We start from the raw sequence: 12,871 nt of genomic DNA on the forward strand, positions 1-12,871 counted from the left end.
AGACCAACTGGTGAATAGTCACGCGGGCTAGCCTAGACGCCCGCGTCTTCCGTCGCATTCCCTGGCTATGCTGCTCGCTCCGAGGAGGGCCTAGCCAAAATGCAGAAGACACCATTGATCCAGTCGACCCGCTGCTTCAGCGCTGAGTCAGTCAGTTTGCCAAGCTCGGCAAAGCCGAAGTACGACATCCGGAGCGTTTCCGCCGCCCTCACGCTGGCTCTTTTGCTCGCGGCGTGCGGCGGTGGTGGCGGTGGCGGCTCTAGCAGCGCACCGGCGCCTGCCCCCACGCCCGCCCCGGCACCTCCTCCACCGCCTAGCCTGATTCCGCCGGCGCCAACACCTGCCGAAGTCTTATCCACGGAGGCCATTCAGCTACGGCCTCTGCAGGTCGATGCGAGCTGGAACTACCAAGGGGAAAGTGTTCAGGTGCGCGCTGACGGCAGCAGTTTTGGCCCCATCGTCGCTTACCAGAACACGGTCAAACACCTGCTGCGCAGCGGCGGCGGCGTGGTCGAGCAGTCCAGCAATGCGGGCAATGAAGGCAGCAGTAGCAGCAAAGAGCTGCTGCTCAGCGGCCAAGAGATTCGCAGCATTGAGCAAGTCGACCTGGCGGGCACCGGCAAACTGCAATCGATCCAGTGGCCCGAGCTGCGCTCGCCTGTTCGCGCAGGCGATCAATACACCTTGCTGGACTCGACCCTGATCGAGCTCACCCAAGACCTCGACGGAGACGGCAAGAACGACGCCGTGGAAGTGGCTGGCTATGCCCGAGTGATCGGACCTGAAGTGTTGCAATCGCAACGCCTCGGCACCATCAACAGCGTGCGCGTCGACTCCTTCATCCGCGCCCGCGCCAAGCTCACCTTGAGCAAGATTGAGGCGCCGGTGGTCGAGGCCAGGGCCAAGGTCTGGTATGCGCAGGGCTTGGGCATCGTGCGTCAGACCATCGAAGAGGTGCCCGACACCAATGGGCTGAGGCGGGTCTACACCGAGCAGCTCCGCAGTTTCCAAGCAGGAGACCGAGGCCTGGGGTTTACCGACCTGGTTCCGCTGCGCTTGCCCGCCGACTTCCCGAGTACGCCCGGCCAGGCTCTGAGTTCGACTTCGAATTTCGTCATTCAGGCAGGCGGCGGTGCGTTCCTCTTCAATGCGAACTACAACTACTCCTACGACAAAGCGCTGCTAGTTCACCTTAGCCCACAAGGTTCAATGGACGCCGCTCTCCTATCGAGTGAATTGCAGCAAGCAGGCGGCTCATTGCTGGGGCACGCAGAGGGGCTGCTGAGCATTCGAGAAAGCGGATTCGATCCGATTCAGCTTCGCAACTTCGATCTGCAAGGACGCGCCGTCGATAGCACCCCTCCGCAAGCCATAGACCGTCGTTTGGGTGACCCCACGGCCGTCGAGGGCTTCAAACTTGAGAAGGCAATCGAAGGGCGGCAGCTGTGGTTGGTTTGGACTCTCGTCAGCAGAACAGCCGACAGCAAACCCGGTGACTTCCGCTATGAGTCTCGTTTGTGGCTGCGCGGTTTTGATCGCGTGACCGGCCAGCCGCTGGGCGATGCGGTCCAGCTCTACATTGAACCGGGCATCAACTATCAGGGCTTCTTTGCCCGCCTAGCGGTCTTCGAAGGGCGTCCCTACGTCGTTTGGCAAAAGCCAAGTTCGGGGGACGTGGTCAGTGATTTGCAGGTTTCCGTGCTGAATCCCGCGCTGGGGCCGAGCGGCTTGATAACGCGCACCCTGGTCAGCAACTATTCCGATCCAAATCTCAAATTCACGGCCATGCGCGGCGGCCCCTTGTTCATCGGCGCGATCTACAAGCCCACAGGCAAGCCAGGAAAATTCCTGTTCCAGCTGGACTCACAAGGTGCGCCGATACTGGCCAGCGGCGAAACGGTACTGCAAGCAGGCCCGCCTCTCTACCTTGCCGCCGACGACTACCAGCTGAGGCTGGCAGGCACTGAGCACCTCATGCTGAGCCGCGCGAGCACCATCAATTTGACCCCGAGCGAAAGCCAGATCGGCTCGACCGAAGTTTTGATCTACTCGCTGGACGGTCGCCCCTTGAGTGCCTTGCAGCCGCAGGTCTTCCGCACCGACGTCTTTTGTTCAAGTAACGACTGGCCTATCTTGGATGCGGGCAACAAGCTGAGCTTTATGTGCGAAGACATCGCCCGTCAGATCAATCTCAGATCGCTTTGGCTGCGCTGAAGGTCGATCAGCGATAGCCCCTCGACCTGAGATCCACGCCAAAAAGGCTGGTGCAATTATCCTGCCCCAGCCTTTTTTTGCTCAAAGCTCAGGCCTCAGAACTTATGCCGAATCCCCAGCAAAGCCGAAGCCACCTGGTCGCGGCGGCCGCTGGGGGACATGGCGGCAATCATGCCGTCCTTGAGCCAGCTGTTCTGCAGCGAGAAGTAGACATCGCTGCGCTTGGAGAGGGTGTAGTCCGCGAGGAAGGACAGGGTCTGTGCCTTGCCGTCGGCTGTGGGCTGGGCAACACCAGCGGCGGTCGTCGTGTCGCTCTGCTTCTGGTCGTAATAGCCCAGGTGCAGGGCCAAGGCCGGCAGCACGGCGTAGCGCGCGCCCAACCACCAGACGGTATTGGTCTGGCCAAAACCGCCGGCGGACTGGAACTCGTTCTTAACCCTCACATAACCCACAAAGCCGGTGACATCGCCCAAGGTGTAGGTGGCACCGAGGGTGCTACCCAGAGCCTTGGCGTCCTTGGCATCCTTGACCTGGTCGACCGAGGCCAAGACCTTGAAGCCCGCGCTCGCATAGCCCAGCTTGCCGCCCAGGCTGCTGTTGGCGCTGGTATTGCCGGCGACTTCGCCGAAGGCGTACATCAAGCCTGCACTCAGGCCGCCGCTGCTGAAGTTGTACTTGACGGAGTTGTCACGGCGGGCATTGACGACTTGATAGTCGGCAAACTTGGTCACCGGCGCGTCGCCGCTATTGCCCAGGGGCGTGAAGTTGGCGAACTGGACCGGGTCCAACTCGTCCTGCACATCGTAGGAAAAAATGGTGTGGCGGCCCACGGTCAGGCGGCCAAAGTCGCCGCTGATGCCTACATCGGCCTTGCGGGAGAAGGCCTGGGCGCTGCTCTTGTTCTGACCGGTGCTGACGTCGAATTGGTTCTCTAGGTCGAACACGGCTTTCAAACCGCCACCCAGATCCTCGCTGCCCTTGAAGCCGTAGCGGCTGCCCTGGATGCCGCCGGAAGTCAGGCGATGCTGAGTGCCGCTGACGCCGGGCGAGACGGCCGCGCCATTGGTGGATTGCAGGGCCGCGTCGATCAGGCCGTAGACGATCACGCTGGATTGCTGCGCTTGGGCCAGGCCGGAGGCCATCAACAGGGTGGACAGAAGCGAGATCGAAACAAGAGTCTTGTTGTTCATGGGGAGTTTTTGGCAGGGGGTGGAAACTCGCTCCAATGTAGAAAGCGCATATGTAGTGCGCTTGTCAGAGTCCCCAGCTTTGCCAAAGCCGGTATTTGTTTTTTTGCGTCCCCAGGCCCTGTCCCCCACAGCGGCTTCAAAGTGGGCCCTGGCCTGGTCTAAAGTGCGCGCATTGCGAACAAACGAGAGCAGAGCAACTCATGGCAACAATGGGCAAGGGCCGGCTGGAAGCCTTCAGCGACGGCGTCATCGCCATCATCATCACCATCATGGTGTTGGAGATCAAAGTTCCGCACGGCGAAGACTTTGCCGCCCTGCAGCCCCTGCTGCCGGTGTTCCTCAGCTATGTGCTGAGCTTTATCTATGTGGGCATTTACTGGAACAACCATCACCATCTGCTGCACGCGGCCAAGAACGTTTCGGGCGGCGCGCTCTGGGCCAATCTGCATCTGCTGTTTTGGCTCTCGCTGATCCCCTTTGTCACCGGCTGGATGGGCGAGAACCATTGGCAGCCCCTGCCGGTGGCCCTGTACGGCTTTGTCCTGCTGATGGCGGGCCTGGCCTATTACATGCTGGTGCGGGTGCTGCTGCGCATTCACAGCGCCGACTCCGCCCTGGCCAAGGCCTTGGGGAAGGATGTCAAGGGACGGCTCTCGCTGGTGTTCTATGCGCTGGCGATTGCCCTGGCCTATGTGCATGTGGGCCTGGCCATAGGCTTGTATGCCTGTGTGGCGGCCATGTGGCTGATCCCGGATCGCCGCATCGAACGGCATCTGCAGGAAAGCCAAGGCTAAGACGCTATTAAGTTTTCCTGAAGGCACAGGGGCCTAGAGTGAGGACCGAACACCTGCCCCCCACTCAGGAGCGTCTTCCATGCCCACGCTGCGCCCCCGCCTTGCCCTGGCCTTGATCGTTTTGCTCACCCTGCCCGGCCTGTGTGAGCCCAAGCCAGGGGAGCTGCTGAGCAGCAGTAGCCGCCAAGGAAGCAGCGCCGGCCCAAGTCCCATTCGTGCGGCCGTGGCCGCCCTGCCCGGCGGCGGCTGGTGCGCCGGCAATCTGGCGGGCGAGGTCTTCTGCCGCCCGCCAGGCGGCGCGGCGGTCCAGGCCCTGGCTCAACTGCCCGGGCCTGTTCTGAGCGCACCGCTGGTGTTGGATGATTTTCTGATCGTTGCCAGCAGCACAAGCCTGCAGGCCTTTGCGCTCAAGCAGGGCCGCCCCAGCGCGCCCGCCGTTTGGCAACGCGAGCTGGCCGACCTCGGCCTGAGTGCCCAGAGCCCGCGCTGGGACGCCTATCTGCCCGACCCCATCGCCCTGGCCCAGGGCCAGGAGCTGCTGCTGGCCCATGGGCGCGACGTCATGCGCCTGCGCGCCACAGATGGCCGCCCGATCTGGCGCCAGACCCTGCCCCAAGCCGTGCAAGCCACGCCGCGCGTCGACGAGGCAGGGCAAGCGGCCTGGCTGGCCGATCAGAGCGGCAAGCTGCACAAGCTGGACCTGCGCGACGGAAGCCTGCTGCAAAGCTGGCAGCTGGCTCAGGGTCTGATCCAGGGCCAGCCCGCTCAGCAAGGCGACACCGTCTGGGTGGGCGGGCGCGACGCCCATCTGCGCGCCTACTCGCTAAGCCAGGCGCGCGAGCTCTGGGCCGAGGACAGGCAGGGCAACTGGATCATGGCCGGGCCCGTGTTGACGAAGCAGGGGCTGATCGTCAGCGCCGAGTCCGACGGCTTTCGCATCCGCGGCCAGGACGCCAGCAGCGGCGCGCTGCGCTGGCAGTACCAGCTCGATCAAAACGTGTTTCAAGGCCCCGCCATGGATGGCGACACCCTGATCTTCGCCAGCGGCGCGGCCTATCAAACAACCGGCCCGGGCCGCCTGACCGCCTTGAACAGCCAAGGCCGGCTGCTGTGGCAAATCGCCCTACCCGCCGCCAGCTTCGCACGCCCGCAGCTGCAGGGCCGCCGGCTGCTGCTAGGCGATGAGAGCGGCCAGGTGCATGAGCTGGGCCTGGACTGAAACTCATGCGCGGCCAAGATTCCAAGCCCGCGCCTCAGGCCACGGCCACTCTGTCGCAAGAGGTCATCGTCTTCGGCGAGTGCATGGTCGAGCTCAGGCCCGAGGGGCCGGGCAGGCTGCGGGTCGGCTTTGGCGGCGACACCCTCAATCTGGCCATCTATCTGGCGCGCAGCGGCAGCGCCCGCGGCATCCGGGTCAGCTATGCCACGGCCCTGGGGACCGAGGCCTTCAGCGATGCCATGGTCCAGGCCTGGCAGGCCGAGCAGATCGACTGCCGCCTGGTGCAACGCCTCAGCCAGCGCCAGCCCGGGCTCTACACCATCAGCACCGATGCCCGTGGTGAGCGCAGCTTTGCCTACTGGCGCGGCGAGAGTGCGGCACGGGCCTACTTCGAGCCGCCTGACACGGCCCTGGAGCAGGCCTGCCGCCGCCACAACATCGGCGCCATCGTCATCAGCGGCATCAGCTTGGCCATACTGCCGGCGCCGGCCCGCGACCGCCTGCTGGCGCTGCTGCGCGGCGTGCGCCAGCGAGGCGGCCTGGTGGTCTTTGACAGCAACTACCGCCCCGCCCTCTGGCCCGACGCCGCCAGCGCCGCCGCCGTGCATGCCCAAGCTCTGGCCCTGGCCGATATCGCCTTGCTGACCCTGGACGACGAGCGCGCGCTCCACCCCGGCCTGGCGACGGAGGCGCTGCTGCGGCGCTTGTTCACGCTGCCCTGCTCCGACGTGGTGATCAAACGCGGCCGCGAGCCCACCCTCTTGCGGGTCGCCGGCCAGCCGATCCGCGAGATTCCCACCGAGCCGGTGGTCCAGGTGATAGACAGCACGGCGGCCGGCGATGCCTTTGGCGGCGCCTATCTCGCCGAGCGCCTGTGCGGCGCCACGGCGGCCCAGGCCGCGGCGGCCGGCAACCGCCTGGCCGCCCAGGTGATCCAGCATGCCGGGGCCATCATGCCGCGCCAGGCCATGCCCGCGGCCTGAGTCCTGGTGGCAGCAACGCTGCCCCCATCAATCCAGCCGCTCCCCCGTCTCGGCGTCAAACACCCACATCGCCTCGCAGGGGAACTCCAGCCTCAGCTCGGCCCCCGCACTCAAGGCCGGCCAACCGGGCAGGCGCAGCTGCAGCCTGTGCTCGCCCAGCTGCAGCTGCAAGAGGCAGTCTGGGCCCAGTGGCTCGACCAGGCGCAGGGGCGCTTGCAGGCGCAGCCAGCCGGGCTCGCTGACCCGGCTTTCGCTCAGCCTGAGCGTCTCGGTGCGCCAACCCAGCAGCAGGGAGCGGCCCACCAGGCGCGCCGGTGGCGGCAGCCTTGCACCATCGGCCATCCAGTCCTGCGACTCCGCGCCGCGCGGCAGCAGGCGCAGCGCGCCGTCGGTGGCCAGCCGGGCGGGCAAGAGATTCAAGCCAGGGCAAGACAGAAACTGGGCAACAAAAAGATTGGCCGGCTGCAGGTAAACCTGCTGCGGCGTGCCCAGCTGCTGCAGCCGCCCTTGCTTGAGCACGGCGATGCGATGGCCCAGGGTCATGGCCTCGGTCTGGTCATGGGTCACATAGATGGCCGTGCGGCCCAGGCGCTGGTGCAGCAGCTTGATCTCACCGCGCATCTCGGCACGCAGCTGGGCATCGAGATTGGACAGGGGCTCGTCGAACAAAAACAGCTTGGGCTGACGCGCCAGCGCCCGCCCCATCGCCACTCTTTGGCGCTGGCCGCCCGAGAGCTGGGCCGGCCGCCGCGTCAGCAAGGCCTGCAGCTGCAGCATCTGCGCCACCTCGGCCACCCGCGCCTCGCGCCGTGCGCGGGGCCAGCCCTGCATTTCCAGCGCGAAGCCCAGGTTCTCGGCCACGCTCATATGCGGGTAGAGCGCATAGTTCTGGAACACCATGGCGATGTCTCGCTCGCGCGGGCTCAGGCCATCGATGCGCCGGCCCTCCAGCTCGATCTCGCCGGCATCGGCCGTCTGCAAGCCCGCCACCAGGCTCAGCAGCGAGGACTTGCCGCAACCCGAGGGCCCGACCAGGATCAGCATCTCGCCCGCCGCCAGCTCCAGGTGGATGTCCTCCAAAATGGCCTGGCCGCCCAAGCGCTTGTGCAGACCGCGGATCTGCAAGCCCTGGTCGGGCGCCGCATCCATTTCTTTTGTCTCACTCATCATCATCCCTTGACCGCGCCGGCAATCAGGCCGCGCGTGAAATGCCGGCCCGCCAGCAGATAAACCAGGAGCGTGGGCGCCGCCGCCAGCAAGGCCGCCGCCATCTCCAGCGGATAGGCGCGCGCGCCGGTTTCGGTCTGGGCCGAGAGCTGGGCCAGGGCCGCCGTGATGGGCCGGGCCGAGTCGGGGCCAAACACCAGGCCGAACAGATACTCATTCCAGATCGTGGTGAACTGCAGAATCAGCACGACCACAAAAATCGGCCGGGACAGGGGCAGCACAATGCGCCAGAGCAGGCGCCAGAAGCTCGCGCCGTCCAGCCGCGCCGCATGCAAAAGCTCGTCCGGGAAGGACAGAAAGTGGTTGCGGAAGAACAAGGCCAGGGGCAGGCTGTAGATCACATGGATGGCGATCAAAAGCAGCAGCGAGCGGTCCAGGCCCAGGCGCGCCATCGTGATGGCCAGAGGCAGCAGATAGACCTTGATGGGCAGGAAGAAGGCCAGCACCAGCAGCAGGCCCAGCCAGCGCTCCCCACGGAAGCGGTATTTGCACAAAACAAAGCCATTCAGCGCCGCCAGCAGGGCCGACAAAAGCACGGCCGGCATGGCCAACATCAGGCTGGCCGCAAAACTGCTGGCCAGCAGACGCCAGGCTTGGCGCCAGGCGGCAAAGCTGGGCTGAGTGGGCCAAGCGAGGAAGTTGCCCTGCTGTACTTCGGCGCCGGATTTCAGGCTATTGCCCATCATCAAGAGCAGGGGCAGTGCGATGACCAGAGCCGCCAACAGGGCCAGCAGATAAAGCAGCAAGCGCCTCATGCCTGCGCCCCCCGCGCCTGGCTGCGCGCCCGCCCCAGGGCATAGGGCAGGGCGATGGACAGCACCATCATCACCATCACCATGGCGCTGGCCGCTCCCAGGCCCAGGCGGCTGCGCTCAAACGCCATCTGGAACATATAGAAGGCCGGCAGCTCGCTGCTCTGGCCGGGCCCGCCCTCGGTCAGCACGGCCACCAGATCAAAGGTCTTGATCGCCGCCGGCAGCAGCACCAGCAGGGCCGAGAACAAGCTGGGCGCCAGCTGAGGCAGGAGCACCCGGCGGTACAGGGTCCAGCCGGCCGCACCGTCCAGGCGCGCCGCCTGCACCAAGGACTCGTCGATGCCGCGCAGGCCGGCCAAGAAGATGGCCATCACAAAGCCGCTGATCTGCCAGACGGCCGCCACCACCAGGGCATAGACGGCCATCTCCTCCTGCGCCAGCCAGTCCCAGCGAAAACTGCTCCAGCCCAGGCGGCGCAGGCCCTCGGCCAGGCCTTGCTCCGGGTCCATCAGCCAGCGCCAGGCGCTGCCCGTCACCACCATGGACAGGGCCATGGGATGCAGATAGACCCAACGCAAAAATCCCTCTGCACGCAGGCGCTGGTCCAGCAACACCGCCAGGCCCAGGCCCAGGGCCAGCGGCAGCAGCACGAAGAAGAAGCCGAAGCGCAGCAGATTCCAGAGCGAGGCCTGCCAGCGCGGGTCCTCCAGCAAGCGGCGGTACTGCAGGAGGCCGACGAACTCGTCGCTGGGCAGCAGGGCCGAGCGGGTCAGGGACAGCCAGCCGGTCCAGAGCAGAAAGCCGTAGAAGAACAGCGCCCCCAGCAAGAGCAGGGGCAAGAGGCAGCTCAAAGCCGTTCGGCGCTCGGCGCCGAGAGAAGTCGTGGAAAACAATCGCATGCCCTGTTTCAATCGCGCGCCGTCAAGGCCTGCGCCAAACGCTTTTGTGCCTGCTCGGCCGTCATGCGCTCGCTGGCCCAGAAGGCCGAGAGCACATCGCGCATGCCGCCGTAAGCACTCTCTCCCAAGCGAGCGCTCAGGGCCAACACCAGCTGGCCACGCGCATCGCCGGCGCGGAAGTCCTCGGCCGACTGCTGGGCGCAGGCGTTGAAGCCCTCCAGGCCCGCGTCGCGCCGCACCGGAATGCCGCCCTTGAGCTGGGCCAGGCGGCTGGAGGCCTGGGGCTGCAAGAGCAGGCTCGCCAGGCGCCGCTGCTGCTCGGCCTGCGCCGGCTCGGGCGTGGCGAAGAAGATCAGCCGGTCGAACTCGAAGTAATGCAGGCGGCCATGGCCGGGCGCGGGGCTGCAGTCATAGTCCTGCCCGACCTGCCAGCCGGCTTTCTGGAACTCGCCGTTGACCCAGTCGCCGCTCAGCTGAAACGCCGCCTTGCCCTGCAGCAGCAGGGCGGTAGCTCCGGCCCAGTCGCGGCTGACCTGGCCGCTGTCGGTATAGCGTTTGAGGCGGCGGAACTCGGCCAGCAGGCCACGCATCTGCTCACCTTGCAGCAGGCGCGGATCGGCCTGGACGAGGGCACGCTCAAAAAAATCTCGCCCGGCTCGACCCAGCACCACCCCGACGAAGAGGCTGAGCTTCTGCCCCGCCGAACTGCCGATGGCCAGGGGCAGCACGCCGCGCTGCTGCAGAGCCGCAGCCGTGCGGTGGAAGGCGTCCCAATCGCTGGGCACGGCCAGGCCTTGCTCACGCAGCAGGCGCAGATTGCTCCACAGCATATTGAGCCGGTGCACATTCAGGGGCACGGCCACCGGGCGCTTTTCGTAGCGCAGCTCAGCCGCCACCGCATGAGGCAGATCGGCAAAAGCGAGCGCCACCGCCGGCCCCAGATCGGCCAGGGGCACGGCCTCGCCCCAGACCCGCACGGACTTGTCGGTCTGGGCCAGCGCGGGCGGCTGGCCGGAGAGAAAGCGGGTCTTCAAAACCGTGTTCGCGTTCGAGGCCCCGGCCACCGCCGAGGCCTTCAAGGGCAGGCCGGCCTTGAGGGCACGCTGGCGCAACTCGCCCACCATGGCGGCCTCGCTGCCCGCGGTCCACCAATGCAACAGCTCCAGCTCCCGCTCCTGGGCTTGGCTGCTTGCGCTGGCGGCAGCCAGGCTCAAGATCAAGGCGCGGCAAGCCCTCATAGCCCGGCCCCCGGTTCGCGGCGAGCATCCAAACGGCGCTGCAACGGGTTCACCAAGGCGGGCACCATTTCATCGACCAGGGCCGCGCCCTCGTGCAGACAGGCTTGCGCGGCGATGGCATGGCCTTTTAACATCGGCCCGGCCTCGGCCCACAGGGCTTGGACCAGCCGGGCCAGGCCGTCCAGCCGCGCCAACAAGCGCGGTGCCACCGGCAGGCTTTGCCAGCCCGGCAAGGCCTGGCGCAGCTGCTGCAAGGCGGCCAACCAGGCGCTGGGGGAATCGCCCAGCTGGGCCATCAGCGGGCTCTCACTGGGCAAGGCGTCGGCCAAGCGGTTCAAGGGTTCGTCCAGCGAGTAGGCGTCGCGCAGCTTCTTGGCGTGCTGGCGCGCATAGCCCGCGCCGGGCTCCAGCCACAGGGCCAGGGCGCGCAGGGCTGCAGGCTCGGCAGGGGCCAGGATTTGAAATAGATCGGCGGCGGGCTCGGCAGCCAGGCGCCCGCAGGCTTGCAACCAAGACTGGGCCGCCGCCAGGCGGGTGGGCAAGGCGGCCAGGCTGGCCTCCTCCACCACCGGGTCGCGCCACAGCCGTTCGGCCACGGCCAGCAGACCGCTGCCGCAGCGCAGGTCCAGCTGCGGGGCCTCGATCAGCTCGGACCACAGGGCCGCCTCGCCGCCCAGCACCGGCAAATCGCCGGGCTGCAAGAGGGCACTCGGCCAGTCCTCGGCCGCCTGCTCGCCCAGGGCGCGCCAGACGCAGGGCAGGCGCAGATTGCCCAGGCGCAGCCAGGCGCCCGCCTCGTCCTTGCCCAGCGCCTCCAGGCCCGGGCCCCAAAGCTCCAGCTCGCCCAGATCGCTATCGCAAAGCAGACGCCATTGGCAGGCCGGGTCCCTGACTCGCTGCGGCGCCAGGCCCTCGATCAAGGTGCCGCTGCTGCGCAGCCACAGGCGCGGCCCGTGGCGGCCTTCGGGCCAGCAGCGGCCTTGCAACTGCCAGGCGCCCAGCTGGGCTTGCAGGGCCCAGGCCGTGCCGGGCTCGGGCGGGCGAGCTTGAGCGGGCGCTTGCGGGCGACGGCGCCAGTGATAGGCCGCGGCATGGGCCTGGTCCAGGTAATAGCCGGCGCTGCGCAGCCGCCCCTGCGCACCGCGCACGACTTGACGCAAAGCGCCCTCCCCCCGCCAGGCTTGCAAGACGCTGCCAGCCGGCAGGGGCGCTTGGGCCTCACCCAGCTCGTCCCAGGCCACCAAGCGGCGGCCGTGGCGCTGCAGCAGGGCGCCCACGCGGCCCAGATAGTGCGACTGCAGCTGCGCCAGGCTCAGGCCCCGCGACGCCGCCAGGGCCTCCCAGGCCTGCGGCGCCAGCTCATCGCCGCCCAGGTGCAGATAGCGATCGGGGAACACCGTCGCCCACTCGCCCAGCAAGCCATCGAGAAAGGCATAGAGCGCCTCGTTCAAAGGATCGACCGCGCAGGGGAAGACGCCAAAGCCGCGCTGCGGCCGCGTCGGCGCGGGCGGGCATAGCAGCTCGGGATAGGCCAGGCCCAGGGCCCAGCAATGGCCCGGCAGGTCCAGCTCCGGCAGCACACGAATGCCACGCGCGGCCGCCTCGCTGACCAAGTGGCGGGCCTGCGCCAAGCTGTAGTGGAAGCCGCCGTCGGCGCAGGCCTGCAAACGCGGGAAGCGCTCGGAGGCCAGGCGCCAGGCCTGGTCATCACACAGATGCCAGTGCAAGACATTCAGGCGCGCCGCGGCCATGGTGTCGAGCAGGCGCAAGAGCGCGTCCATGGGCAGGGGCCGCCGCGCCACATCGACCAAGAGGCCGCGCCAGGGGTAGAGCGGCGCGTCCTCGATCAAGAGCGCCGGCAAGCCCGTGGCACCGGCGCTGCGGGCCGCATGCCAGAGCTGAGACAAGGCATGCAGACCATGGCGGGCGCCGGCCGCTGTCTCGGCCCGCAGCTGCACCACGCGCTCGCTCAGGCGCAGGCGCAGGCGAAAGGATTCCTTATCACCCAGGGCGGGCCAAGAGGGGCCCGCCTGCGCCCCCAGGCTGAGCGACAGCCGGGCCGCCCGCCCAGCGCCTGGGCCGTAGCGATCGGCCTCGGGCAGCAGGGCCTGGGCCAAATCGCGCAAGCCCAGGGGCTGCTCGGGCAGCTCGGCCAGGCCTTGCAAGCCCAGCAAGGCCGGGCCGGGCCCGGGCCTAACATCCAGGGCCAGCGGCAAAGGCCACAGGGTCGAAGAAAGAAACGAGGGCAGCACAGCGGGCTGGGTGGCGAGATCGGCCGCAAGATCAAGGGAGAAAGACATGCGGCTCATCTTGTCCCGGCTCAGCTTGGGCGAACCTCAAGCCCAGCTTAAG

The 12,871-nt window shown here is 67.0% G+C and carries 10 protein-coding genes; 4 read left to right on the forward strand and 6 right to left on the reverse strand.

The genetic code is table 11. From position 1 onward, the window contains the following. Positions 1–99 precede the first annotated feature (99 nt). Positions 100–2,214: a hypothetical protein gene (locus DBR47_RS07765; protein ID WP_156089039.1), complete on the forward strand. Its 2,115-nt coding sequence runs from the start codon at positions 100–102 to the stop codon at positions 2,212–2,214. A gap of 95 nt (positions 2,215–2,309) precedes the next feature. Here DBR47_RS07765 and DBR47_RS07770 read toward each other — a convergent pair whose 3' ends face one another. Then, the gene (locus tag DBR47_RS07770) at positions 2,310–3,404 is read right to left on the reverse strand and encodes a porin (protein WP_124448674.1); all 1,095 of its coding nucleotides are present in this window, start codon (positions 3,402–3,404) and stop codon (positions 2,310–2,312) included. Positions 3,405–3,613: 209 nt separating this feature from the next. On the opposite strand from DBR47_RS07770, the gene DBR47_RS07775 reads away from it, so the two are divergent. From DBR47_RS07775 to DBR47_RS07785, 3 genes are all read left to right on the forward strand, one after another. Continuing rightward, entirely contained in the window at positions 3,614–4,198 is a 585-nt protein-coding gene (locus DBR47_RS07775; RefSeq protein ID WP_124448823.1) for a TMEM175 family protein, read from the forward strand. Between the two features lie 79 nt (positions 4,199–4,277). Beyond that, a complete protein-coding gene (locus DBR47_RS07780; protein WP_124448676.1) occupies positions 4,278–5,417 on the forward strand; it encodes a PQQ-binding-like beta-propeller repeat protein in 1,140 nt (379 codons plus the stop codon). Between the two features lie 5 nt (positions 5,418–5,422). After that, on the forward strand, positions 5,423–6,400 hold the full coding sequence (locus tag DBR47_RS07785) for a sugar kinase (RefSeq protein ID WP_124448678.1): 978 nt from the start codon (positions 5,423–5,425) through the stop codon (positions 6,398–6,400). A gap of 27 nt (positions 6,401–6,427) precedes the next feature. On the opposite strand, the gene DBR47_RS07790 is transcribed toward DBR47_RS07785, so the two are convergent. The 5 genes from DBR47_RS07790 to DBR47_RS07810 are packed head-to-tail and all read right to left on the reverse strand — an operon-like array spanning position 6,428 to position 12,819. Next, positions 6,428–7,567 carry an ABC transporter ATP-binding protein gene (locus tag DBR47_RS07790; RefSeq protein WP_231512195.1) on the reverse strand — a complete coding sequence of 380 codons (1,140 nt, stop codon included), beginning with the start codon at positions 7,565–7,567 and terminating at the stop codon, positions 6,428–6,430. Between the two features lie 2 nt (positions 7,568–7,569). Further along, positions 7,570–8,382, reverse strand: coding sequence for a carbohydrate ABC transporter permease (locus DBR47_RS07795; protein ID WP_124448680.1), 813 nt, complete (start codon positions 8,380–8,382; stop codon positions 7,570–7,572). Then, positions 8,379–9,281: a carbohydrate ABC transporter permease gene (locus DBR47_RS07800; protein ID WP_124448682.1), complete on the reverse strand. Its 903-nt coding sequence runs from the start codon at positions 9,279–9,281 to the stop codon at positions 8,379–8,381. The genes DBR47_RS07795 and DBR47_RS07800 overlap by 4 nt, the downstream gene beginning before the upstream one ends. Positions 9,282–9,289: 8 nt before the next feature. Continuing rightward, positions 9,290–10,519, reverse strand: coding sequence for an ABC transporter substrate-binding protein (locus DBR47_RS07805; protein WP_124448684.1), 1,230 nt, complete (start codon positions 10,517–10,519; stop codon positions 9,290–9,292). Continuing rightward, positions 10,516–12,819 (reverse strand): family 20 glycosylhydrolase, encoded by a 2,304-nt coding sequence (locus tag DBR47_RS07810; protein WP_197046930.1) that lies wholly within the window; start codon positions 12,817–12,819, stop codon positions 10,516–10,518. Before DBR47_RS07810 ends, DBR47_RS07805 begins: the two co-directional genes overlap by 4 nt. Between the last annotated feature and the right edge of the window lie 52 nt (positions 12,820–12,871).

The sequence above is a fragment of the Paucibacter sp. KBW04 genome, from assembly GCF_003852425.1.
GTDB lineage: Bacteria > Pseudomonadota > Gammaproteobacteria > Burkholderiales > Burkholderiaceae_C > Paucibacter_A.

Coding starts and splice junctions, on each gene's coding strand:
- DBR47_RS07810 (WP_197046930.1), bottom strand. CDS start 12,819: ATGTCTTTCTCCCTTGATCTTGCGGCCGATCTCGCCACCCAGCCCGCT.
- DBR47_RS07775 (WP_124448823.1), top strand. CDS start 3,614: ATGGGCAAGGGCCGGCTGGAAGCCTTCAGCGACGGCGTCATCGCCATC.
- DBR47_RS07765 (WP_156089039.1), top strand. CDS start 100: ATGCAGAAGACACCATTGATCCAGTCGACCCGCTGCTTCAGCGCTGAG.
- DBR47_RS07800 (WP_124448682.1), bottom strand. CDS start 9,281: ATGCGATTGTTTTCCACGACTTCTCTCGGCGCCGAGCGCCGAACGGCT.
- DBR47_RS07805 (WP_124448684.1), bottom strand. CDS start 10,519: ATGAGGGCTTGCCGCGCCTTGATCTTGAGCCTGGCTGCCGCCAGCGCA.
- DBR47_RS07770 (WP_124448674.1), bottom strand. CDS start 3,404: ATGAACAACAAGACTCTTGTTTCGATCTCGCTTCTGTCCACCCTGTTG.
- DBR47_RS07785 (WP_124448678.1), top strand. CDS start 5,423: ATGCGCGGCCAAGATTCCAAGCCCGCGCCTCAGGCCACGGCCACTCTG.
- DBR47_RS07795 (WP_124448680.1), bottom strand. CDS start 8,382: ATGAGGCGCTTGCTGCTTTATCTGCTGGCCCTGTTGGCGGCTCTGGTC.
- DBR47_RS07780 (WP_124448676.1), top strand. CDS start 4,278: ATGCCCACGCTGCGCCCCCGCCTTGCCCTGGCCTTGATCGTTTTGCTC.
- DBR47_RS07790 (WP_231512195.1), bottom strand. CDS start 7,567: ATGAGTGAGACAAAAGAAATGGATGCGGCGCCCGACCAGGGCTTGCAG.